Annotated in this window: 25 protein-coding genes; 3 read left to right on the top strand and 22 right to left on the bottom strand. The window is 46.3% G+C overall.

Features of this window, described 5'->3' with window-relative positions; all coding sequences use genetic code 11:
- Nucleotides 1-27 precede the first annotated feature (27 nt).
- The 6 genes from RBB45_RS13785 to RBB45_RS13760 all read right to left on the bottom strand — a co-directional run bounded on the left by RBB45_RS13785 (nucleotide 28) and on the right by RBB45_RS13760 (nucleotide 5,789).
- The gene (locus RBB45_RS13785; protein ID WP_022544600.1) at nucleotides 28-441 is read right to left on the bottom strand and encodes a hypothetical protein; all 414 of its coding nucleotides are present in this window, start codon (nucleotides 439-441) and stop codon (nucleotides 28-30) included.
- 24 nt (nucleotides 442-465) lie between these two features.
- Nucleotides 466-1,842, bottom strand: a complete 1,377-nt coding sequence (locus RBB45_RS13780) for a sensor histidine kinase (protein ID WP_094767851.1) — start codon at nucleotides 1,840-1,842, stop codon at nucleotides 466-468.
- Entirely contained in the window at nucleotides 1,839-2,510 is a 672-nt protein-coding gene (locus tag RBB45_RS13775) for a response regulator transcription factor (RefSeq protein WP_306009755.1), read from the bottom strand. The genes RBB45_RS13780 and RBB45_RS13775 overlap by 4 nt, the downstream gene beginning before the upstream one ends.
- Nucleotides 2,511-2,558: 48 nt before the next feature.
- Nucleotides 2,559-4,679, bottom strand: coding sequence for an MMPL family transporter (locus tag RBB45_RS13770; protein ID WP_306009754.1), 2,121 nt, complete (start codon nucleotides 4,677-4,679; stop codon nucleotides 2,559-2,561).
- A 138-nt stretch (nucleotides 4,680-4,817) separates the two neighbouring features.
- Nucleotides 4,818-5,306 carry a hypothetical protein gene (locus RBB45_RS13765; RefSeq protein WP_022544601.1) on the bottom strand — a complete coding sequence of 163 codons (489 nt, stop codon included), beginning with the start codon at nucleotides 5,304-5,306 and terminating at the stop codon, nucleotides 4,818-4,820.
- A 102-nt stretch (nucleotides 5,307-5,408) separates the two neighbouring features.
- Nucleotides 5,409-5,789, bottom strand: a complete 381-nt coding sequence (locus RBB45_RS13760) for a PH domain-containing protein (protein ID WP_253618925.1) — start codon at nucleotides 5,787-5,789, stop codon at nucleotides 5,409-5,411.
- A gap of 255 nt (nucleotides 5,790-6,044) precedes the next feature.
- Between RBB45_RS13760 and RBB45_RS13755 the strand changes: the two genes are divergently transcribed.
- Complete coding sequence (locus RBB45_RS13755) at nucleotides 6,045-7,457, top strand: VWA domain-containing protein (RefSeq protein ID WP_224948608.1); 1,413 nt, start codon at nucleotides 6,045-6,047, stop codon at nucleotides 7,455-7,457.
- A 654-nt stretch (nucleotides 7,458-8,111) separates the two neighbouring features.
- On the opposite strand, the gene RBB45_RS13750 is transcribed toward RBB45_RS13755, so the two are convergent.
- From RBB45_RS13750 to yeiL, 7 genes are all read right to left on the bottom strand, one after another.
- The gene (locus RBB45_RS13750; RefSeq protein WP_129613106.1) at nucleotides 8,112-8,810 is read right to left on the bottom strand and encodes a hypothetical protein; all 699 of its coding nucleotides are present in this window, start codon (nucleotides 8,808-8,810) and stop codon (nucleotides 8,112-8,114) included.
- 51 nt (nucleotides 8,811-8,861) lie between these two features.
- Complete coding sequence (locus RBB45_RS13745; protein WP_224948606.1) at nucleotides 8,862-9,185, bottom strand: TIGR04104 family putative zinc finger protein; 324 nt, start codon at nucleotides 9,183-9,185, stop codon at nucleotides 8,862-8,864.
- A gap of 151 nt (nucleotides 9,186-9,336) precedes the next feature.
- The gene (locus RBB45_RS13740; protein ID WP_129613104.1) at nucleotides 9,337-9,897 is read right to left on the bottom strand and encodes a cysteine hydrolase family protein; all 561 of its coding nucleotides are present in this window, start codon (nucleotides 9,895-9,897) and stop codon (nucleotides 9,337-9,339) included.
- A gap of 98 nt (nucleotides 9,898-9,995) precedes the next feature.
- Nucleotides 9,996-10,337 (bottom strand): hypothetical protein, encoded by a 342-nt coding sequence (locus tag RBB45_RS13735; protein ID WP_224948605.1) that lies wholly within the window; start codon nucleotides 10,335-10,337, stop codon nucleotides 9,996-9,998.
- 152 nt (nucleotides 10,338-10,489) lie between these two features.
- Entirely contained in the window at nucleotides 10,490-11,512 is a 1,023-nt protein-coding gene (locus RBB45_RS13730) for a serine hydrolase domain-containing protein (protein ID WP_224948604.1), read from the bottom strand.
- Nucleotides 11,513-11,679: 167 nt separating this feature from the next.
- On the bottom strand, nucleotides 11,680-12,147 hold the full coding sequence (locus RBB45_RS13725; RefSeq protein WP_022544611.1) for a hypothetical protein: 468 nt from the start codon (nucleotides 12,145-12,147) through the stop codon (nucleotides 11,680-11,682).
- A gap of 185 nt (nucleotides 12,148-12,332) precedes the next feature.
- Entirely contained in the window at nucleotides 12,333-13,028 is a 696-nt protein-coding gene (gene yeiL, locus RBB45_RS13720; protein ID WP_224948603.1) for a transcriptional regulator YeiL, read from the bottom strand.
- 107 nt (nucleotides 13,029-13,135) lie between these two features.
- Between yeiL and RBB45_RS13715 the strand changes: the two genes are divergently transcribed.
- Together RBB45_RS13715 and RBB45_RS13710 are read left to right on the top strand one after the other, a co-directional pair.
- Complete coding sequence (locus RBB45_RS13715; protein WP_224948598.1) at nucleotides 13,136-14,317, top strand: MFS transporter; 1,182 nt, start codon at nucleotides 13,136-13,138, stop codon at nucleotides 14,315-14,317.
- Nucleotides 14,318-14,492: 175 nt separating this feature from the next.
- A complete protein-coding gene (locus RBB45_RS13710; RefSeq protein ID WP_224948593.1) occupies nucleotides 14,493-14,957 on the top strand; it encodes a VanZ family protein in 465 nt (154 codons plus the stop codon).
- Nucleotides 14,958-15,093: 136 nt separating this feature from the next.
- Here RBB45_RS13710 and pdxA read toward each other — a convergent pair whose 3' ends face one another.
- The 9 genes from pdxA to RBB45_RS13665 form a co-directional block, all read right to left on the bottom strand.
- Nucleotides 15,094-16,068, bottom strand: coding sequence for a 4-hydroxythreonine-4-phosphate dehydrogenase PdxA (gene pdxA, locus RBB45_RS13705; protein WP_009794636.1), 975 nt, complete (start codon nucleotides 16,066-16,068; stop codon nucleotides 15,094-15,096).
- A 19-nt stretch (nucleotides 16,069-16,087) separates the two neighbouring features.
- The gene (locus RBB45_RS13700; RefSeq protein ID WP_224948586.1) at nucleotides 16,088-17,392 is read right to left on the bottom strand and encodes a four-carbon acid sugar kinase family protein; all 1,305 of its coding nucleotides are present in this window, start codon (nucleotides 17,390-17,392) and stop codon (nucleotides 16,088-16,090) included.
- Nucleotides 17,393-17,450: 58 nt separating this feature from the next.
- Nucleotides 17,451-18,431, bottom strand: coding sequence for a 2-keto-3-deoxygluconate permease (locus RBB45_RS13695; RefSeq protein ID WP_009794638.1), 981 nt, complete (start codon nucleotides 18,429-18,431; stop codon nucleotides 17,451-17,453).
- Nucleotides 18,432-18,610: 179 nt separating this feature from the next.
- Complete coding sequence (locus RBB45_RS13690; RefSeq protein WP_224948583.1) at nucleotides 18,611-20,302, bottom strand: sigma-54-dependent transcriptional regulator; 1,692 nt, start codon at nucleotides 20,300-20,302, stop codon at nucleotides 18,611-18,613.
- A 119-nt stretch (nucleotides 20,303-20,421) separates the two neighbouring features.
- Nucleotides 20,422-21,390, bottom strand: coding sequence for an LCP family protein (locus RBB45_RS13685; protein ID WP_224948581.1), 969 nt, complete (start codon nucleotides 21,388-21,390; stop codon nucleotides 20,422-20,424).
- A 15-nt stretch (nucleotides 21,391-21,405) separates the two neighbouring features.
- Entirely contained in the window at nucleotides 21,406-22,044 is a 639-nt protein-coding gene (locus tag RBB45_RS13680; RefSeq protein ID WP_009794641.1) for a helix-turn-helix domain-containing protein, read from the bottom strand.
- A gap of 305 nt (nucleotides 22,045-22,349) precedes the next feature.
- Nucleotides 22,350-22,982, bottom strand: coding sequence for a copper homeostasis protein CutC (locus RBB45_RS13675; protein ID WP_306009753.1), 633 nt, complete (start codon nucleotides 22,980-22,982; stop codon nucleotides 22,350-22,352).
- 17 nt (nucleotides 22,983-22,999) lie between these two features.
- The gene (locus RBB45_RS13670; RefSeq protein ID WP_009794643.1) at nucleotides 23,000-23,134 is read right to left on the bottom strand and encodes a hypothetical protein; all 135 of its coding nucleotides are present in this window, start codon (nucleotides 23,132-23,134) and stop codon (nucleotides 23,000-23,002) included.
- A gap of 10 nt (nucleotides 23,135-23,144) precedes the next feature.
- Nucleotides 23,145-24,005, bottom strand: a complete 861-nt coding sequence (locus RBB45_RS13665; protein WP_224948577.1) for an MBL fold metallo-hydrolase — start codon at nucleotides 24,003-24,005, stop codon at nucleotides 23,145-23,147.
- Nucleotides 24,006-24,042: the final 37 nt, after the last annotated feature.

Genomic DNA, 24,042 nt, shown 5'->3' with positions numbered 1-24,042 from the left:
CCACGGGGACAGTCCCGTGGCCAAGCTTCAAAAAGAGCCATGGGGTCTGTCCCCGTGGTTCTCCACCATAAAGGTAATAACGACAAATAATAAAAATGCCAGCAGGAGCAGTGTGCCGCCCACGATGAAAAAGACCATGACAAATGTTTCATTCAGCTGAAAGGGATTTAAGTTGTACATCCACATGCCTGCGGTCAATCCCAATGCTCCCGCCATTCCCAGCATACTATGGATGGCTACCAGCTTTTTATATTTAATCTTATAAGCTTTATAGAATATTCCCCATGCGAATACGGAAAGCCAGCCGACCAGCAGAATATGCGCATGGACCGGCCTGAGGGCATAATCCATCTGACCTGCCATATGAGACCCCAAATAAGTGCCAATGACGCCAAAGATGGCAGCAAATCGAATTAACCGCAGACTCCAGATTTGTTCCATTTTCCTCTCCCCCACTATGCTTTTTTATATAACTGGAAGGGTGATTGTGAAAACCGTCCCCTCACCAGGCTTGCTCGCAACACTGATTTTCCCATCATGCAGGTCGATGATCTGCTTGACGATCGAGAGACCGAGGCCGGTCCCTCCTTTCTTCCTCGCTGAATCAACACGATAAAAACGGTCAAAGATCTGATCCATCTCTTTCTCCGACATCCCTGCCCCCGTGTCTTTAAATGTAATCACAAGGTCTGTTTCTCTTTTCTCCAAACCAATCCACATGCTGTCTCCCGGACTGCTGTACTTGATGGCATTGGTCATGAGATTATCCCATACATTCGTCATCAGCTCGGCATCATATTTGAATACACAATGTTCGAGATTATACGAGACTTCTATTTCTTTTTCCTCTATCAGCCATTGATACCTGCGGATTGCCTGTTTAATCTGCTTATCTGCCCGCACCTCTGATACCTTCATAGGGTACGCGTTTTGATCCAAAGAGGTCATAATCAATAATTGTTTGGTCAAATGAGAAAGCCGCTTTGATTCATCATTGATGATCTCCAAATACTGTACCCGTTCAGTCTCATTCACATCTGACTTCAAAAGTTCGGCATATCCCTGAATATTCATAAGCGGTGACTGGAAATCATGGGATACATTGCTGATGAAGGATTTCCGGGCTTCATCATTATGCTGTAATTGCCTCTGCATGGTGGTGAAGCTTTGTGCAAGCTGGCCAATTTCATCCCGGCGATTGATCGTCAGGTCATAATGGAAGTTTTCACGGGTCAACTCTTTGACCGCCTCTGTCAGCTGTGTAATCGGCTGGATCAGATGCTTGGCAAACCAAATCATTCCGATGATGCTGACGACCGAAACAGCCAGAATGAACCAGGCAAGAATCATATGGATATCAGAGAAAAGCAGTTTATTATTTGGGCGGATAAACAATGCGAACTGCTGGCCATCAGAAGTAAACGGCACCCCGACCGTATTCCCTACATCATTAGAAAAGTGGCCCATCATAAAGGATTGGCTGGAATCGTCACTCATCCCGTGATAAATCTCTTTTTTATCCAATACTTTCCGGGCTTCCCCTGGAAGATCTGTCTTCGAAAACGCCTCTCCAAAAAACTGTTTTTCCCCTTCCTCATTCAACACGAGCACTTGATATCCCAGCTTCCCTACCGATTCCAAATAGGATATCAGGGCAGTTTGGTGGCCTGGCATTCCTTCGATGCTCGAGACGATCTCCTCTGCAATCTCGACATTCTGGCTGTCGATCTTCTGCTTGGTCGTGGCCGTGTATACCCAGTTTGCCAGGAAGAAACCGGTGATAATACTGATAGCCAGGATCGAGAGGGCAGCAGCGACAAACTTCCGGTACAGCGTCCTCATCCGATAGCCTCCAGCTTATAGCCAATCCCTCTCACGGTTTGAATCTCAACCGTCGCCCCATGTTTCCTGAGGCGATCCCGGATCCGATTGATATGGGTATTCAGTGTTTGTTCGCTTCCTTCATAATCAATTCCCCATACCTGCTCAATCAATAAGGCCCGCGGGGCAATCTTTGGAATGCGGGAAGCAAGAATGCTCAGCAATTCAAATTCTTTCAGCGGAAAAAGAATCGTCTCCTGATTGATCATCACCTCAAAGTTCTTGCGATCCAGCACCATATTCCCCGCCTTGATCACTGTTTCCATTGTCCGCTCCATCCTCCGCAGGACAACAGCTACACGATACAACAGCTCCTTCACCTCGAAGGGCTTAACAATATAATCTTCCGATCCGGACAAGAAGCCCCGCTCCTTATCATCCAGCTGTCCCTTTGCCGTCAAAAGAATCACAGGTATATCATAATCCTCTGACAAAATCTTCGTCAGTTCGAACCCGTCCATTCCCGGCATCATCACATCGACCACCGCTAAATCAACGTTCATCCCTTCTAATATCTTCAAAGCTTCTTCTCCATCATTCGCTTTGACTACCTGGTACCCTTTCCGGCTCAAATGGATGGAAACAAGCTTTTGAATATGGACATCATCATCTACAACCATGATTTTCATGAACGGACCTCCTATTGGCGAATACGGCGGACTGCCTTCGCCATTGTGCTATTGATTATTATGAGAGGTCTGATGATCTTTCTCAAATGCTAATATCAAAGCTGGCAGCAGCACTCCCCGAACCAGGAAAGTATCCATCAGGATACCGACTGCGACCATAAAGCCAAATACGAATAAATCAGCAATCGGCATCGTTGTCAGGGCCGCAAAGGTGGCAGCCAGGATAATACCAGCAGATGAAATCACTCCGCCCGTATTGGTCATGGCAATTTCCAGGGCCTTTTTTACACCATGGGCCTTTCTTTCCTCCATAAAACGGGAAACAAGAATGATATTATAATCCACTCCCAATGCCACCAGGAAGATAAAGGCATAAACAGGCACGCGGGTGCTTATCGCATCGAAACCGAACAGAACATCTACCAGGAAGCTTCCAAGTCCCAATGCAGAAACATATGACAGCAGGATAGTCCCCACCATATAAATAGGCATTTTAATAGAACGGGTAAGGGCTATTAGGAGACCCAGAATTAAGACCGTTTCAAGGATCATGATCATCACAATATCTTTATTATTTACATTTCTCTCATCAACCAGCTTTGCCGTAACTCCTCCATAATACGCTTCCCCGTCAATAGAAAGATTCCGGAGCATTTCTGGTGATGACTCCTGGAGATTCTCCATAAAATCAATTGCCTCTCTTGAATAGGGATTCATCGATAAAGCCACACTCAACTTTAAAGCATTGCCATCCTCAGTTTGTCCATCCTTCCGGACTGATGCGATGCCGTCCAGACTTTCCAATTCTGCTTTGATTTCGTCCGTCTTTTCCTTCGACAGGGACTCACTGCTTTCAATGAGCAAAGTAGAAGGAGCAAGCTCTCCCTTATCAAACTGGGACTCCACAATTTCATATCCGACTCGGGACGGCAAATCTTCAGGGAACTTCTTCACTGTATCGAATTCAAACTCAATGTTCATCACATTGATTGCTGTCACAACCAGGAAAATCCCTGTCAAACCGCCGCTAATCCATGGTTTTCTGACCACCAGCCTTGCAATCGATTTCCAAAACGTGTGTTTCAGACCCTTTTTATCCCCATATTTCGGCACCTTCGGCCAAAACGCCTTACGTCCAAATAGGGTAAATAACGCAGGTACAAGCGTAATGGAAGCAAGCATAATAAAGAACATGGCCAGCCCGAATACCGGGGCAAAGTTCTGATAATCACGGAAATTAGCGAAAAATAAGACCAGCATGGCGGCCATCACTGTACCGCCCGCGAAAAAGACTGGCTCACCCGTAGCGCGCATGGCATTTTTCATCGCCGTATATTTACTCTCCACTTCATTAAGCCCTTCACGATAACGGGAAAACACAAATAAAGAATAATCAATAACAGCCGCGAAGAGCAGGATGCTCATAATGGAAGTCGTCGAGTTATTGATTTCCAGCCCGGCAGCCCCCATCAGTGCAACACTCTGATTTACCACCTGGTAGACGATGATCGTAGCCAGCAGCGGGATGAACGCCAGCAGCGGCGAACGATAAATGACAATCAGCAGCACCAATACAATCACAATCGTTGCTAGCAGCAACACGACATCTGCCTGTTCAAACAGCTTCGTTGTATCTCCTGCAATTCCCGCTGGCCCTGTAATATAGAATTTTGTGCTTTCTAATATATCCGCAATTTCATTGCCGATTTTTGATGCTCTATCGTTAATTTCTGAATAATCCTTGCTTCCAAGACCTTTTTCCAATTCCATCGGGACAATTACCGTTGATTCATCTACGGAAATGAACCCTTCCATTGCCTGGGGAGGAAGCTTGCTGATATCAACGATTCGATCAATCCCTTTAATATCTTCTGCAAGAATTCCTTTCACAATCTCATTGACTTCATCTAATTGAATATCACCGGATTTATTATGAAAAACAAGGATTCCAGGGGTTCCCTGCTCATTTGGAAATAACTCCTCTATCTTATTCTCAGCAATTATCGATGCCGCCTCATCAGGGAGTGATTGGAAATTACTCACTTTATAGTCGCCAAGCTTTGGCCCGGCACTTAAAGCTATCATCAGTACCAGCCAGACTATGATTGTGATCCACATCCCCCGTTTTGTTGATACCCAGTCTGTAATAGGGGTCAGCCATCTTTTCATTACATAGCCTCCTTTTTATTATTTGCTCCCCATTATAAATTTCTAATATAAATTCAATATCAACTTTTGTTTACAAAAAAGGCGCCTGGCCCCTCATACTTCAAAGAGGGACCAGGCACCTTTTTATAAAATTACTCTTCAAGCTAAATACGGAGATCGAAACTCCTCAACAAACAGCCCCGCCTCCAGGACATTCCTCCGGGCTTGGGGGCAATCCTTATTCGTACCAATAAACATATAATAGTCATAACCAAAATGAACAAAAAACTCTTTTCTGAAGCTTAATTTACACCAGACAGCTTCCCTCAAGGTTAACCTCGCCATTTCCGTGATTTCTTCTTTCCGGACGGCTTTCCCTATCCAGATATCTGAGAGGAAAAGCAGTTTCTCCTGGACCGCTGCCGCTTCCGTCCACATCTCAAGAGCATTAACATAAAGTCTGTCCACTCCCGCCTCATCCATAAAAGCAGTGATGGCTTGAATATAGTTTGTTTCAGTACGCAAGTATTCCTCTTCACCGACCTTGGTGCCTACCTCTGAAAAACTAGTCCATTCGCTGTCATCGAGATAATTGCCGTATGCATCCCTTTTTTGAGGATCATATTTTGTCACTCTATAATAATTCACTATGCACCTTCCTAACGTTAGGGTATGGGGAAAGTGCCAAGGGGTCAGGTCCCCTGGCCCTACTTCAAAAAGTGAGCCAAGGGACCTGTCCCCCTGGCTCCTTCAATCTTGTATGGTGATGCCGGGACATCGCTTTTTTAACTCAGCAATAAACTCCCTTTTCTCTTTTGGAGAAATTTTTATACTTCCGAAGGCTGTTGTTTTGTTGAAAATTTCAAGGGCATCCCTCGATGACAGTATTCTGTATCCAGTAAAAATATCATTTGCAGGAGATACCTTTATTATATTTTCGTAAGAAATCCTGCTTCTAAACGGCCCGCCTTTTATAAATAAGTAATCTTTATAGAAAATATATTTAACCGAAAAAGCAGTCCATAAAATAAAACCCGTCACTAACAGGAAAGTTGAAGCAAGTATCAGAACCGCTGGCAATTGAGTGCCGCCTTCAATGAATAATGGGAAGAATGAGACAAAAGCAATCACGAGCACCGCAGCCAGAATTAAACTAGTAAAAAAAGCATCTATTTTTGAATGAAAAACCATAAAAAGCACCTCCCACATAATAAATGTCTTATTACATACGTTTTAGTATGCTGAAAGTTTCAGAGGAGGCCACTGGAGAGTTCACCGGGACCTGCTTTCAAGAAGGAGCCAAGGGACCTGTCCCCCTGGCTCACAATGGAAATGAATTGCCACAATGTGTAAAATACAGAAAAAGAGATTAAAAGGAGTTTTTCTATGAGACTATTAGTGCGCGGTGAGAGAGCAAAGCTTGATGACTTTAGTTCTTCTAAACAGCTGGAGGTTGCAGTTGAGGTTCAGTCCGGGATGGAGGTTGATGTTACATGCTTCGGCTTGGATGGAGATAAAAAGCTTTCAGATGATAGATATATGATCTTTTATAATCAGCTTCAGTCACCTGCCGGGGAAATTAGCATGAAAGCCCACAGCAGCGGAGCTGGTACATATGAAATCGATCTGGACAAGCTGCATCCATCCGTAAAGAACCTAGTGTTTACGGCAGCAATTGATGGAGAAGGTACCATGTCGTTGGTTTCATCCGGTACCCTCACTGTGAAAGCGGACGGACAGCCCATTTTGCAGTACAGCTTCACAGGCAGCGATTTTCAAAATGAAAAAGCAATCATAATTGGCGAGTTATACTTGAAGGATATTTGGCGAATTGCCTCGGTGGGAAAAGGATTTGATGGAGGCCTGGCCGCACTCCTTCAGCATTTTGGCGGAGAAGTGGCCGAAGATGAGAGCGGACCGGCGCAGCAGCCGGTGCCAGAAATAGCACCAGCCACGCCTCACGCCCAACAAGCAACGCCGGCCCAGCCGACTCCGGCACAGCACCCCGCCAACAGCAAAAAAGTCATGCTGGAAAAGAAGATGGAGCAGAAGGCGCCAAAAATTCTCGATCTCTCGAAAAAAGTGAAAGTGTCCCTTGAAAAGGCAGGCCTTCAGGACCATAGCGCCAAGGTGGCATTATGCCTCGATATTTCCGGCTCCATGGCAGGCCTGTACCGTTCCGGGAAGATCCAGGAATTTGCCGAGCGGATTTTGGCACTTGGCACAAGGTTCGATGACGATGGCTCGATTGATATCTTCCTGTTCGGCCAAAATGCCCATCATGCCGATGAGCTGACCATCGATAATTTTAATGGCTTTGTAAACAGGCTGAACCAGGCGTATCCGCTCGAAGGCGGCACCTATTACGGGAAGGTAATGAAAGAAATTCGCCAGCATTATTTCGGATCTGCAGGAAAACGCTCCAGTCCGGAAGCCCGTAATATGCCGGTATATGTCATGTTTGTAACAGATGGCGCCACCTTTGATGAACGTGAAACGCGGAATCACATTCAGAACTCTTCCTACGAACCGATTTTCTGGCAATTCATGGCCATCGGCAAATCCAACCGCGACGCAAGCAAAAAGAAAGGCAGGCGCGGATTCTTCAAGGCCATGTTCCAATCAGATTTCACCTTCCTCGAAGAACTGGATAACATGGACGGTCGCTACCTCGACAATGCCGACTTCTTCAGCGTCGAAGACCCGAAGGCGATAGCGGAAGAAGAGCTTTATGACTTGCTGATGCAGGAGTATCCGGAATGGGTGAAGAAGGCCAGGAGCGGGGGGTTGATTCGGTGAGCCAGGGGGACAGGTCCCTTGGCTCATCTCTCGAAAAGACGTTAATTTTCAGTGCCTTACAAAAAGTTCCTGATCCCACATACTTGTAAGCTTAAGCACATGCCGGGATCAGGCACCTTTTCCAATTGTGCCTATTCAGGAGATTATATTTTGTATCCTGTTTATTGAATTACTAATAAAGTATACCGGCAATACTACAGCAAAAATAAAATTACTATCTAGGATTGCTTTCCCAAAAGTTCATTTCCTCTCGCAGCTTAGAGATAAGCGGAACAGAGATACTCCGAGAGCAGAATAAAGTAACCATAGGAATTCTTTTTGTCTATTTATTTCGTAAGCGATCTCCTGGAGTTTCCATACCTCTTCTTCAGGAAATGATACAGTTGAAATGTCCTTTGCAACTCCAAATAGATTAAACTATGGTGATACTATCTTTCTGCTGTAACATAAGGTCAAATCCATTCGGCAATTATAAACTAACAGATATGAGAGGCCGACGACTACGATAAGAAACAATAAAAACTTAGATTAATTTTTAATCTTAATTCGATTCGGATTACTCATACCCCTCCCTAAAGAGCCACAGGGACAGGTCCCATGGCCCAGTTTCAAAAAGAGCCAAGGGACCTGTCCCCATGGCTCAAAGCCTTCCCGCTATTCCTCAATCCCTTTCCTGCCAAGCACAATTTCTTTCATTTCCTCTGTCCCAAAAGCACCCGTATTCAATACGTTTTCTTCCGGCCAATAAACGAAGCTAAAAGACGAACCATCCTTAAGGTGGATCCTCAAAAACACTCTATTTTCACTGTTAATTTTCTTGTGAACTTTATCATAACCTACATACTCCAGCGCAAGAAAGCCTTCCATAAAATCCTCTGTTTCCTGCTCAGTAAAATCAGATACGTGGCTGCCATCATAGTCGCTTTCAAGGCTCATCTTCTTCACCTTGCCTTCTATATCTAATAGTTCTGAGATTGTCTTCGCTTTCTTGTTTTCACTGACTTGATAAACCTTATTACCCGCAAGCACTCTGAAATCAGATCTGTACCCGGCAATTTGAAAAATTTCTGTCCCAACAGGAAGAAATGCAGCATCACCATTTCTCAGCTTATGATTGGAACAGGCGTTGTCTGCTAACATATACCTGACTTCGCCTATTTTTTGCCCTTTTTCCGGAGCTTCTCCTTCCGATAACCCTTCATCTTCACCCTCGTATTTAATGCCATTTATCATCACTACATCTACCCAGGATATCTCTGCATCCGGACATCCGCCGACTGCATTCTTGAAGCTAGAACACGCAGATAATACGAAAACCAGTAAAATGAACAAAACGCTAAGCTTTTTGGCCAAACAACCACCCCTTTATCGAACCGTTGGCTTTATTTATAAAGAAAATTTTCTCTAGTTTGAATACAAACTTTCACCATCAACTTTTAATATTGTAAGATAAGGAACCAGCAGTGAACCTAAAAAGGCCAGCAGAATTCCACCGCCGAGGTCTAAATAAATGTTGTCAAAGGGAGCTATGATACCGGCAAAAATAGTCAATGACCCTATTGCCAAAAAAGTATTTACCAGCCTTCCCCCTAATGTTACATAGTGTTCAGAGCCACAGTTGTCACATATTACTGGCTGGTTTACTTCTCTCCATAAAATACGATATTTTTTCCGCCAGTTGAATGGAGCATGGCATTTCTTACAGTTTTGCAAATAGCTAACACCCATACTTTAACCTCCACTATCCATCTGCAATTCCTTCTGAGCGCTCGAAGCTGTTGTGAGCCAGGGGGTCAGGTCCCATGGCCTGACTCGAGCCAAGGGGTCAGGTCCCTAGACCCAACCTCAAAAAGAGCCAAGGGACCTGTCCCCTTGGCTCTTATCTATGCGAGTCATGAATAGGATTGAACAGATCTTCCTCGGCATTCCTGACAACGGAGAAATGCTCTACATTGTAATGGCCATGCAAGGTCTTGTTATGGTGCTTGATGATCTGTTCGGCCGGCAGCACGTCACTGTCCGCTGTTGAATGGCCATCCCCCACTAAAGTGACATCAAATCCGCTGACTGTGGCCGTCCTGACCGCAGTGTCAATGCAATACTGCGTAGCACAGCCCATAATCACAAGATGCTCAATTTCTTGGGAACGCAAATGCTCTAAGAGCCCTGTCCCATGGAAAGAATTAGTGGCCGTCTTATTGAAAGTTACCGCATCCTCAGGAACTTCAATTCCATTATGGACCTGAAATCCCTCTCCTTCCCCACCTGCAATATCAAGGTCTCTGACAAATACAGCCGGAATATCCTTTTCCCTTGCTTTGCCAATAACCAGATTGATATTTCGGATCAGCTGCTCTTTATTAAAAACCGGACTGCTCTCACCATGACTTCCATCAATCAATGCCTGCTGGGCATCAATCACCAATAATGTCTGCTTCAAAATGATTTCCCCTTTCAACTATAAAATGCTGTTGGCTAATTAACTGCTTCTTCTATCTCCCTTATAACCATCCATCTCCGTTAATCAGGCCCCAATTTTCAATTGGTAAACAACCTTGCCAGTACCTCTCCATCCTTCACAATCAACTGCTCATAAAACACGACAGCATTTTCGTTATTTCTTAGTCTGATGACCCTGTTCTCAAACCTCTTCTCCGCACCCCGAAAGTGCCGGATCGATTGTCTCATGCCGTCTACCGCTGCTCGCTTCGTAAAAAAGACTGGTTTTTCATTCCCGCCATTGAAAAAGGCCACATAATAATCATCGGCCATCTTTTCTGCCAGGGATGTATCCCCTGAGTTCATAGCATGGCTCCAGCCGCGAATAAATTCATCATGCATTTTGGTGAATTCGTCTAAGCGATTATAGACTTCAAGCATTGTCATCCTCACTTTCATTTTCCGCTTAAAGCTCTATTTCGGCAGGGAGAGGTGGATTTCCTTCTTGGAGCCGGTGAATGAAAAGAACCTGTCCCCAATTTGGGTACAGGCACCTTTTTTAAGTATGTAAAGGCCGTAAGCAGCCTACTGATTCAAAATAAAGATCGATAAATCTCCCCAATAATCCCCTTCATCTGATGAACCCCCGAGTCCGTATTCATCATGATGACAAGGCCGGCCCCCTTATATGGATAAGCAGCCATCATACATTGAAAGCCGACTCCCCATCCAAGAGAGGAGATTTCAAGCTCTTTATCCGATCCGTCTAAAAACACACCCAGACCTGCCCAGTCTTTGCCTTGCTGCTGGATTATTTCCTTTGCTTTCTCTGCAGAGAGACCTATTTTGCTCTCACCATTTATTGCATTCATCAACTCAATAACCAGCCCGGCTAATTCAGCAGGGGCTGTCCATAGCCCAGATGCCGCTGGATATGGATAAACAGAGTACTTTTCCTCAATCAACTGTCCATTTTTGTCATGTCCGCAAGCATAATTCTTACCCGAAATCATCCTTGGAAAAGAGCTGTTCTCCATTTTTAATGGCTCAAAAATCAACTCATATGCGAGCTCCTCAAATGATCTTCCAGTCACATCTTCAATCAGCAGCTGCACAATGCAATAGCCGGCATCTGAGTAATGAAATTCACTCCCTGGCACATATGCCGCCTCTATGGGGACACTGCAATATGCTGTTTTTCCTTCCAGCAGCTCAGCCATTGAGGATGCTTCGTTTCTAAAACCCAACTCCATAAAACTTCCCGCCGGATCCACCACTCCTGATTGATGGCTGAGCAGCTGGCGCAGGGTGACCTTTTTTTCCACAGTGACCCTATTATCAGGAACCTTCCAGCTTTGCAGCCTGTGATTGATATCCTCATCCAAATGAAGAACCCCTCGTTCCGCTAACACCATCACCAGCATTCCTGTCAGGAACTTGCTTATTGAGCAGGCATTGAATATAGATTCTGCCTGCACAGCATTGTCAGTTCCCACTTCCAACAGCCCATATTGGTCCAGCCTGCTGATCTGGCCATTTTCAATCAGCGCCAGACTCAGCCCCTTTACCTGATAATAATCCATCCGTTCCTTTACGTTGATGAGATTATGTCCCATTCCGCACCCCTGTTTTTTTAACATCATTATACCATTTAGTGGAAAGTACTTTCTCTTACCATATAAAAAAAAGCCTGTCCCCCTCATTGGTAACAGGCTTTTAGCAGTGTGATAAAGACAAACGGATAACCTCCTCTTAAGACAGTGCCGCGCCAGCTTTCAAGATTCTACCGGCTAAAACGCATCTTCTCAATTAAATGTTGTAAAGCATACAATAAATACGCTTTATAGTGGATATAGAGAAAGAACTGGAAATAGCTGATACGAGTTAGGCGGACAATCTTTACCTTCTTGAGAAATGGCAGGAAAACCCATGCGAAAACCACATGAAAAAGAGCATTTAGCAGGATGAATTTTTTAAAATTGCCGTATGAATATTTAAGGATCCACAGAGAAACTGGCATATAAGGACCTATATCAAATGGCAATTCATCCCTTATAAATGATTTAGGCTGATCATAAAATTTCCACCACTTTTTATGACGTCCATAAAGATGGTTCGTTATCTCAAATATACTGATGATCGCGCCTGCAATTCCATATCGCTTGAAGCTGCGCTTACCGATAAACAGCAGCGAAAACCAAGGAATCATAATGATCGATAAATTAAATACCACATGCCGCCTCGATAACATAAATGAACTTCACCTCACCCTGAACGGTTCCTATCTTTATAAGGTATCCAGATAAGAGGAAAAAATCCAGTTACTGATTGCAAAAGGACTTCTCGTTGCAAAGTTGCTCTTACCACCAAAATTGCCCAGCAGGATTGTTTCACATGGAACATAAAAACCAGGGGGACAGACCCCCTGGCCCATTCTTAAAAAGAGCCAAGGGACCCGTCCCCCTGGTTCCTCAAAACGCCAGCCAATTCCTCCAGCCTTCCCCGGGATTCAACTAGATATCGCATTCCTTCTTTCCGCAGGTATCCCTGTTCACAGAACTGGGCGAGTACATGCAGCAGGTGCCGATAGGAAACTCCGAGGAAGTCGCAGACGGTTACATGCTTCTCTTTATAAAAATCCCCGTCCGCTGTTTGCAGGATGAAGTCTGCAAGGCGGTTTTCGAGCGGGAAGGCGAGGCTTTGGGAGTATTTAGCAGCCATATTGGTGGCTTTGAGGCTGAGGAATTTGGTGAGTTCACGCAGGAATAGCGTGTCCTCGAGCATTTGATTACGGTATTGGTTTAGGGGAATGGCAAAGCAGATGGTGCGGGTGGAGGCCTGGATGCCTTTTGTGTAGTAGACCTCATGCAAAAGCTCCATCTCGCCGATATAGTCATGAGTGTTAATGAAATTGATGAGAGAGACTTTGCCGTTTTGATAGGTGATGTAAATTTTGGCTTTTCCTTCGATAACATAAAAGAGGTAATCAGGGCGCATACCTTCGCGTATGATCCATTCGTCGCGCTGGTATTCGTGGACTTCGATGCCTTCTTCGATAGGAAATGAGAAAAGATGGGCAATGCTGTGCTTCTCAAGGTGACGCTGCTTTTCTTTCTGCTGAACTTTTTTCATTTTGCATCCCCGCTTCCTTTTTCTCTCAAAACAACCTCAAAATATGAGATATCTCATATTATTTTACTTTTCCTCTTGGTATGATGCAATCATTGGAGGAATGAACGATGAATTCACAACGCTGGATGAGTAGACAATTTTTTAGTTTCTTTTTTACCTGGGGGATCTTTCTTCCCTATTGGACCGGATGGATGATCCATACAAAGGGAATGACGGTTGGCCAGGCTAGCCTGATTATGAGCCTGGGGCTTGTAGTGCGCGGCTTGTCAACACTGTTTGCCTTCCCCTATCTGTCAGGGAAATTCAGCAGCAAGGTATTGATCAATGGAATGGGCATCGGGACTTTCGTTATCCTGCTGCTTTGCATCCCGGCTGATTCGTATTCGACTTTGCTTGCTGCAGTTCTTTTTCTGCACTTCTTTTATCCGACCCTGATGCCGGCGATGGACACGGCTGCCGGTGTGCTTGTGCAGCATAAGCAGCTGAAGAATTACGGGAAGAGCCGCTCATGGGGATCTCTGGGGTTCATTATCAGCGGTCTGATCCTGACGATGTTCACTGGCCGGTTCGGGGACGGCTTCATTCTTTGGGGGCTGCTATTCGGTGTATTTATGCTAACCTGCCTGGGGATGATGCAGGCTCCTGATGTGCTGTCCCAGAAGCCAAAGGCGGACGCCAGGAGCAGAGGCTCGCTGCTGAGGCCATTCAAGGCCCAGCACTTCGGGATTGTGCTCGTGATCGTCATCCTGCTGCAGGCGGCACATGCCTCTTATTACAACTATGGCTACATTTTTCTGCAGGAAATCGACGCGCCGAAATACATGATCGGAGCGATCCTGAATATTGGGGTCGTCGCAGAAATCCTGTTCTTCCTTGTCGCCGACCGCGTCTTCCGCAATGTTTCACCCGGTTCCCTGCTGGCACTAGCGGCTCTCGGCAGCACCGTTCGCTGGATCCTTGTGTTCGCCTTCCCGAATGTAGCGATGTTCTCGGTGTCGCAGCTGCTGCACGCTCTCTCCTTCGCCATGGGGCATTATGCATTCATGAAATACATGATCCAGTACATCCCGCCGAAGGATGTCCCGATCGCCCAGGGCATCTACTCTGCGCTCGCCCTCAGCTGGAGCACGGCAGTATTCACCATCTTTGGCGGATACCTGTATGAGATTGAGCCAAGATATGCCTTCCTCGGGATGCTGGTGTGTACGGTGCCTTCGCTGATTGTGGCGCTGGTTTATCGGAGGATGGCGCACCGGAAAGAAGTGGCTGCTGGACAATTAGCTGGTTAATCCTGCTTTATCGGTTATCGAAAACGTGGCATGTGCCAAACAAAAGCCTTAGGAGCTCATACTTCCTAAGGCTATTTCATTTCAATTTAGCCATCTCAGAAGAAGTTGAAAACCAGCCAGCACGTTCTCTCGTCTAATAGTGTGAGAATGTAAAAAGGTTTCATCGGAGGAAAAAATGAAAAAGGCACTCAAGATTGTTTTTAGCGTAAGCTTCATAGTTTACTTATTTGTGTTAACATCCATATTATTCTTAGGTTCGAGGGGATTTGCCTGGGACGGCATGTCATTAACAGACTATATAAGGCAGTCTTCAAATTTCATTCCCTTCAAAACAATCAGCATGTATTTTCAAGCCTTATCGGATGGAAGGATGAACATAGATATACCTATTAAAAACCTTCTTGGCAATTTTGTTTTGTTAATGCCAATGGGTGTTTATCTTCCTTTCTTTACAAAGAAAATGAATAGCATAATCCTGTTTACAGTCTCCATGACGGCCATGCTTATAACGATAGAAATCATACAGGTTATTACGAGAAGAGGAAGCTTTGATATCGATGATTATATTCTGAATATGCTTGGTGCTTTGATAGGATTTGGCCTTTGGAAATCAAAATTTGTTGGGAGGATATCAAGATAGCCCGGGCTAAATGTTGCTTGCTGCGAAACCCCTAGGCTGTACTTTCTTATACATTTAACAGCCATATTGCTGTAAAAGAGGCATAATAAAAAAAAGCTCGGATGCCCTCGCATCCAAGCTTTTTTCCTGCCTATAATCAAACTGACTTAGGCGCTAATTCCACTGCCTGTCTCATCGCCTCCACCAGGCTCTTCTCGTCAGCGATTCCTTTGCCGGCGATATCGAAGGCTGTGCCATGGTCGACGCTTGTCCGTATGATTGGCAGCCCGACGGTGATGTTCACGCCGGCATCAAGGCCGAGCACCTTCACAGGACCGTGGCCCTGATCGTGGTACATGGCAACGACGATATCGAAATCGCCGCGTACAGCACGGAAGAACAGTGTGTCAGCAGGAAGCGGGCCAATAGCATTGATTCCTTCCGCCTGTGCTTTTTCAACACCTGGGATGACCTTTTCTTCTTCTTCGCCATAGCCGAACAATCCATTTTCACCGGCATGCGGATTGATTCCGCAGACAGCGATCTTCGGTGAATCGATGCCCGCCTTTGTCAATGTTTCGTGCGCTAGCTTGATGACGTGGTAGACACGCTCAGGATTAATCATTTTCACCGCATCCAGTATGCCGACATGTGTGGTGACATGAATGACTTTCAGATTAGGCGCGGAAAGCATCATAGAGTAATCCTGAGTGTTTGTCAGGTCTGCCAGAATTTCTGTATGGCCGGGATATTTGTGTCCGCCTTTTTGCATCGCTTCCTTGTTCAAAGGAGCTGTACAGATGGCAGCAATTTTCTTTTGCTCCGCAAGCTCAATCGCTGTCCGGACGAATTCAAATGCAGCATGTCCCGCTTCAGGTGATACCTGCCCTACAGGAAGGTCGGCCGGCAATAGATCCAGGTCCAGGCAATAGACAGTGCCCAGCTGGTAGTCCAGCCCTTCCAAATCCTGTTCGTTCACTGTTTCGATCGTTAATTGGCTGTCCACAAAGCCTTTAGCACGTTCAAGGATTTTACGGTCCCCAATGACAAGCGGGTTGCAGATCTGGTAGATTTCTTGATCTGCCAGCGTTTTTAGGATAATTTCCGGTCCGACTCCCGCTGCGTCTCCCATTGTGATGCCTACTGTTGGTTTATTTTGATTCACATTTCTCAACCCTTTCAATCATATAATTTACCGCATTCATTAAAGAATCTTCCTTGCCGAATCCGCCGGCCTTCGTTACAGCCCAGTAGTTACGGGCGCCGCTTTTGATCCTGCCAAACGGCAGTCCCGGCTCCACTTCGGAGAGAAGCTCCATTTCACTTACACCCAGCTCCTGGCATACAGCTTTTGCTGTATCCCCGCCAGTTAAAATCAGGCCGTCAATCTTATCTGCCTTCTCCAGGAAGATGCGGGCTGCTTTCCCAAGACCAGAGGCAATCCTTTCACTGACTTGGTTGGCGGTAAGATTCTCCGCAGCTCCCGCATCCTTCGCCAGCATCCGGTTTTCTTCCGAAGAATTGACGTATAGGATAAACTGGCTGTCTTCCTCTGCATTTCCTGCTTCTTTCAAAAGGCTGTCTATATTAAGGCTATCTTTTACTAAATCAACAGGATTTACTTCGATAAAATAGCTTCTCTCAGCCTGCTGCAGACTCTCAAGCTGGCTTTTCGTCACTTGGGATAAGCTTCCCGAGACAATTAATGTCTGCCGGATTGAGATTTCTTCTCTTTGCTGCCCGATAACTGGATCAAGCTGCAATGCTTCCGGAAGATAGTCAATCAATCCACCTGAACCTGCCCAGACTGTTTTCTTCTCTAAGCTGGCAAAGATCCTGGCAATCCGCTCCAGGTCGGCCTCCGTTTCCGCATCGCAGACAAACCAGGCAATTCCTGAACGGAGCTCTTTTTCAATAAAAGAAAAGACTTCATCCTTCGGTCCCCTCAGCAGGGAAGCATTCAGCAGAATGATTTTATTCTTGACGGTCTCCTTTAGCAGATCAGGTATATAGCTTTCAATTACAGGCGTCTTCGGATCACGCCCGAACTCCGTTTCTGTAATAAGCTGCCCGTCTACATAATGTTTCCCGTTAAGCGTCGTTCGGTTCAGCTTCGGGAATGCAGGTGCAACCACTACCGCCTCCGGCTGGTACACATCAGCCAGTGACGCCAGCTCGGACGCAATATTACCTCTCAGGGTGGAATCGACCTTTTTATAGACATGATTAAACCCTTGCTGAAAAAGAAGAGAAGCAGCTTTTGACACTGCTTCGTATGCGGCTTCTTCCGTTTTCCCGCGGCTGTCGGTATCAACTATCAGCACATCTGTATGAGAGTGGACATTGATGTCGATATCCATAACAACGGTGGAATTGAATCCTTTTTTCGCCAATTGAACACCTGAATCATTTGAGCCGGTCAGATCATCAGCGATAATTCCCATTTTTGTTTGCATTGCAGTCACACCCTTAGTTGCTGGAATTTCTTCTATTTTTCTATAATCATTGAAAGTTTTATCGGTTAACCTCTTTGCTGAAATCATACCCTTTTTTCTCCATTCGCTTCACGAGGAAGGCGATATACAATGGCAGAAGGATTGCGGTTGTTACTGTGGAAGCTGCGACCTGAACTGTCGCCAGATCAGCATACTGGGAAAAGCTTGCGCTTGCTGCTGCAATCGCAGCCGGTGTTGCCACCGCATTCCCTGCTGTTGACCCTTCCGCTGCCCCAACGATTGGATTCCATTTCAATGCCTTGAAAACGAAGTAGCCGGCAGTACCTGTTACAAACACAGTCAGGAAGCCGAGAACAACACCTGTCAAACCGCCATTAACGATAGCGCCGAAATCGATTCCCATACCAAGCGCGAAGGCGAAGAAAGGAATCAGCATAGAGCTGCCTTTATCAAGGAAAGTGCGCATCTCATCATCCAGGTTTCCAAGCACCATTCCGACCACGATCGGAAGAAGAACGGCGATGAAGGATTGGAAAGAGAACATTCCATTTACAAAGCCCATGGCACCGAAGATGGATAAGGCAACCATTGTCAGGAACGGACCATCATTCAAAGCCAAAAGTGAGTAGGCCGCACGGTCTTCTTTGCTGCCGTATTGTCCTACAAGGGCAACGAACAGACCGCCGTTGCTGTTTGTCATCGCGGCGATGACAGCAATTGGAGCAAGTCCAAGGAATAATCCGTTATCACCGGCAAACATATAAGCGATCAAACCTGCGACTGCACCAACTGCCCACTTGGTTGCAAGCAGTGTGGCACCTTTTCCGACGGAAACCCCGAAGGATTTTACATTAATCTGAGCCCCTGTACATAAGAGGAACAATGCGATCAGCGTGCTGGCACCGTTTACAAATAATGCTTCAGTAAAGTTGCCGATTCTGAGTAGATTTGGAGCAAATGTATTTATAGTGGCAGCAAGCAACAGTGGAACAACCATCATGCCGCCGGGAATTCTTTCTAGACCTGCCTTTATTCTCATAGTATAGCATCCCCTTTATCATTGTTGAAATTTAAAACAAACTGAAATCGTTTACAAACTTATAGTAATCGTTTTCATTGTATTTTGCAATGGATTTCACGAAAAAAGTGATGCGTTTTTAGATATAATCTATAAATCGTTGCATTTTCAAACAATTATATATAAAAAAACAGGCTTAATTAATCCTTAAGCCTGCGCCACAAGGTGGAACGGTTAATCCCGAGTCGCTTTGCCACCTTAGTTTGATTGAAGTTTTCCTGAATCATGCATTCCTGGATGATTCTTTTTTCGATTTGTTCTAGTGTGCCTTCCAAAAATTCCCCCGGCAGGATTGCTTCTTCATTCTGTTTCTGTTCCAACAACCCATTGATTGTTTCTTTTTGCAGCACGTAGCCGTTTTCGTTTTCGGCCGCATCGAAGATTACACTCTTCAGCTCAGAAATATTGCCTGGCCATCCGTAGGTTTCGAGCAGCTGAAAGGCGTCTTCCTTTATCTTGATCGGAGATGTGCCACGCTCCTGATGGGACTCGGCGATGAAGTAAGCCGTAATCGACCTGATATCTTCCTTGCGGTTCCGGAGAGCAGGCAGATAGATACGTGTTCCACTTTCGTCAAACAGCCAGCTATGAAAAGAAGAATCCTCCTCTTCATGGGAGATAATAATGGTCTTCCCGCTCCCGCTCCAATCTTGTGCCCGTTCAATCAGGTTCTTCACCTGGGCAGGCTCGAGATTCTTGGTGTCTGTAATATAGACGGTCGATATATCCCCATCGAGCTGGATATTGCCGAGGGCCGCTTCAGCAGCATCAACCATCAGCAGCAGGCCTTGCCCCTGCTGTTTCTGATGATGGATATAGCGGGCCATGTCCCGTTTGCCTGTCCCTTTTTCGCCAATCAAATTCCATTTGTTCTTCTTTATATGATTTGCGACATTCTGCAGGCAATCCCGCATAAGCTTGCTTTCATGAATGATCAAAGGGGACTGGGCAACAGATTCAAGCCGCCCCGAACTGTCCGGCCGTTCGTTTTGAAGCTTGCTGAAGGTGAGGAGATCATACCGCGTCCCTTGAACCATCAATGGCGAAGATTGCACCTTTATTTTGTCCCCGGCTTCGCCTTCAATGATTGAGGAGCTGATCTCTCCATCCTGCTGCTGGGATATGATGGACTGGGGATTGAACGGAAGCGATGAATAATCAATCGTTTCCCATTGTTCAAATACAGTCTTCTTATCATCATCCAATATAAGGAAATCGCTGCTCATTTTTCCGAGTACAGCTTTGAGCATTTCAATCTCTGCCTGCTTCTTTTGAAATAATGCCGTAACACTGCTTGCCCTTTGGAAAGCATCAAAGATGGCTTCCTTCCCGGACTGGATCAGGATACCTTCCAGACCATGATGATCGGCCACATTGACGGTGACCACATCCCCCATGATGACCCTGAAGCCCTGTTCCTTTAATTGAGGTACGAGCATATCCACTTCTTCCGCCTGATCAACCGTATACACCTCTGTCGGAATCTCTAAAATATCCGTGATCGTCTTCGCCCCAAGAGTGATATTCGAAAAGCCCACAATCGCTTTTTTCCCTGGAAAATCATTGGCGAGCGTCAGCACCCTAAGCATATCGTAGCCGGAAATATGTACATCGATGACCGGGAGATTGGTGTATCTTTCAATCTTCTTGGCTGTCCCTCCGCGGCTGATGATGACATGATATCCATCCCGCTCTGCCTGTGAAGCGATCGGGACCGCCTCCTCGAGGTTCGCCACCTTTACATCCACATCCACCCCCGCTTCCACCCTGCACTGCTCTATCAAATACGACATGGCCTGATAGGGGGCAATAAATAATATTCTCATACTCATTTCCATCACCCGTTCTTTTATATCTTTCATACATAGCATACCATGAGGGAAATCGCAACGATTAGCCGTAAAAGCAAAAAAGCTGCAGCACTCCCCCCAGGAAGGCTGCAGCTCTTTCTTTATTCAGCGGTTGTGCCGGTTTGAACACTGGCTGGTTCTCCATCCAGGAACGCCTGGATGGCTTCTGTATTTTGTTCAAAGTCGATATCGAGCGCCAGCCCGATTCCATCATATCTTTCATTGGTATATGAGTTTTCAACAGGAACGGTCAGAGTCTCCACTGTCTCCGGCTGCTTCAGGGCAAGGCTCTTCATTAAGCCGAGAAGGTCTGCACCCTTAAGGTTTGTCTGAATATAGGGCTGCACGGTGCCGAGCATCTTAGGCAGTTTAAGGACGCCATTAGCACTCAGGAGCTGATCCTTCATGGCATTGATGACCTGCTGCTGGCGGCGGACCCGTCCGAAATCAGCTTCGGCATCTTTGCGGAAGCGGGCATATCCAAGCAGTTCCTGCCCATTCAGCCTTTGGAGCCCAGGCTCGAGGGAGACACCGATATTAGCGGACATCTGCTTCTCTACATCGATTTCAATCCCTTCCGGAGCAAGAGCATCAACCACTTTTTCAAACCCTTTAAAGTCGATCAGGGCATAATATTCAATATCCAGGTCAAAATCATTTTTCAGCGTTTCGCGGAGCAGGTCCGGTCCGCCCAGATAAAATGCAGTGTTGAGTTTGTAATTTTTATAGCCTGGGATTTCTGTGTAGATATCCCTCATGACGGAAATAACCTTGGCCGTTCCTTCCTTCGGGTCATATTGTGCGACCATGATAGAGTCTGTGCGTGACTTTTCTTCATCCGGACGTGCATCGACTCCAAGCAAAAGGACGTTGATCTTATCATCAAGGCTTTTCACCCCATTGAACTCAATATCCTCTTCTTTTTGCTTCGCCTTCACCGGGTCAGCCATGTCCACACCCGCCTGGTATTGGTAGGCGAAATAGCCGCCGGCTGCCACAATCAGCAGCAGCAGAACAGTGAATACTTTCCATCCGCGTTTTTTCTTTTTATTGCGTGCTAGTCTGCTCATGTTATCTCCAATCCTTTATATAGTCTTTGTTTTTTTCATCGGAAGGGCGTTCATGGCCCAATGGATCACCACGGCATCGTCTAAATATCCGACCGGAAAGAGGTAATCCGGGATGCAGTCAACAGCGGCAATGAAGTAAAGTAGAGCGCCTCCCATCAGGGCAAGCTCCGTCTTCGTGCCTTTTTTCAAGGAGAATTTCTCGTACATTTCCTGCAGCTGCTGGATAAAGGGTCCCATGCCTGCCACTTTTTTGACCTTCTCATCAAACTGGCTGAGAATCCTCCCGGTCCCTTCCCCTGTCTGTGAAAGCTCTTCATATTTTGCCAGCTCTTCTTTCACATCTTCAAGACGGAATTCCCCGTCCATCAGGTGGGCCGTTTTGAGGATATCCTGAATCTGGCCAATCGAGTCATTGCGCTCTGGCGCGGGGCCGAGCGGATAGCCAGCGGCCTCATATAATCTGGAGATCGGAACGTTCAAATGCTCGGCAAACCGCTGCAGATGCTCAGGGGTCGCCTTGCGCTTTCCGTTGACGATCTTCGAAATCACTGCTGGATCGATCCCCGCCAGCTGGCCCAGCTTTCTCATCGAAAGTGAGCGCTCTTTCAGCAGCCCCTTCAGAAGCCCGCCAATTTCCTTGCTATTCTCTGCCATGCTCTCTTTCCTTTCTAGCTATATCACTTCTATCAATATTACAGAGAGTGTTGACGTTTTGTCAACATTCCTCAGAAGGGAATGCTTGGTTAGGGCATTATCTGTTTGCGAGGGGATTTTTTTAACTGGCAGAAGGAATTTCCAGACGCTTATTTGCGAGTCTCGGGAGATATTTGCGACTCCTGGAAGATATTTGAAACTTTACCTTTTTATTTGCGACTTTCACCATATATTTGCAACCTGCCCATCTTGCGGGCACAAAAAAAGAGACCGTTCCGCACGGCCTCCCTCCCACTAATTTGCACTTACCCAACAATCCTGGTCCCATGAATCTCTCGAATATCCAGCTCTGCCGCAATCTCAGGAAGATTTTCATCCGTAATCCCGCCGCCCGGCATGATCGTAATCCGGCCTGCAGCGTGTTCCATATACTCCTGAAGACGCGGCAGATTCTCAAGGATTCCAGACTCAGATGGCCCGCCATGCGTCAGAATCCGGTTCACACCATGCTCCGCCAGCCAGTCTATGGCCTCCAGCTGCCTGTCATGCCGGATATGGTCAAACGCCATATGAAAGACAGTCTCCAGCCCTTCTGCAAGCTCCAATAAAACCTTCATAGCCCCTTCATCAATCCAGCCATCCTCCGTCAGGCAGCCGAACACCACGCCATCTGCGCCGAGCTGCTTAAGATGAATAATGTCTTCCTTCATAACCTCGATTTCTTCCACTCTGTAGACAAAATCTCCGCCCCGCGGCCTCACCATCGCCATGACTCCCGCATTATGCCTGCGGCAATAGTCGATTGCCTTCACGGCAACACCATGGCTGACGGTTGTCCCTCCGACCGAAAGATTATCGCACAGCTCCACGCGTTGGGCGCCTTTACTGATCTTCTCGGGAATCAGTGTCAGATTTTCTACACACACTTCCTTCAGCATCTTCTCATCCTTTCGGCTTAAAGCATGTCCCTTAAATTAGTTTGGATTGAATCGGGCAGCATTTGAAAAAACAGCCCCTCAAATAGGATATCCAATACGCCTGCTGCAATTAATAGAAGCAGCAGGATCACCAGCCATCTCTTTTTCGCCATCTTCATCCCCCTATCCTATAAAACCATTCACAAAGTATATGAGCGTTTCTTGTTCTTCATTGGTAAGCGGCCGGCCGTAAAACGCTTCAAGACCTTTTTTCATCTTGTCCTGATCGCCTTCGTACGCTGCCACTAAGTGGGACAGAGTCCGGAGCAGACTCGCCTCCGCCTGGTATTCTTCTTTTGTAATAGGCTTCCAGTGGGAGGAGATATACGTATCCGCATTGAACATCTCAATTTTATCAAGCATGTCGAGTGTTGCCTTGGCCGTAAAACGCCAGGTTGGCGCATACATCTTCGGCGCAGTCGCATCGGCCAGAAAGGCCATCCGCTCTTCTTTTATATAAATAATGACCGAATCAGGGGCGTGGTCTCCGCCCACCTGCTTCAGGACACAGGTGATGCCGCCAAGGTCGATCGTCATTTCATCCTTGAATGTTATGTCCGGCAGGCTGATCCGGATAGGCCGTTCCTGCTGCGGGAATTCTTCCTTGATCGCATCCGCACAGAACTGGATCTCAATTCCCTCCTCAACCCGCTCGTCCAGTGATCGGTCATCCCACTTAAATGGGACCAGTTTTTCCATCTCCACCCTTGTATCAACAGAGGCAATCGACGGGATATCCAGGGATTCAAGCCCAAAAATATGGTCCCAATGCCAATGGGTAATGGCTGCCACAGTTGGCTCCGGCCTACCCGCTTCTTTTAATTTTTCCAAAAATAGCTTTGCGTGTGCCGCAGAATTGCCGGCATCTATCATTAAGGTATGCTTATCCCCCGAGACAGCCATCAGGATCGGCCTGTCTGTCGGGCCGACAGGCGTTAAATATGAAATCCTGTCTGACCATAGAACCAATTCTTGCTCCATCATTCAATCTCCTTTGGCTGATTTCTATGCCCTTTCTTTA

The sequence above is a fragment of the Bacillus sp. MMSF_3328 genome, assembly GCF_030733525.1.
GTDB lineage: Bacteria > Bacillota > Bacilli > Bacillales > Cytobacillaceae > Bacillus_AB > Bacillus_AB infantis.
This window is presented reverse-complemented; position numbering and strand designations above follow the sequence as displayed.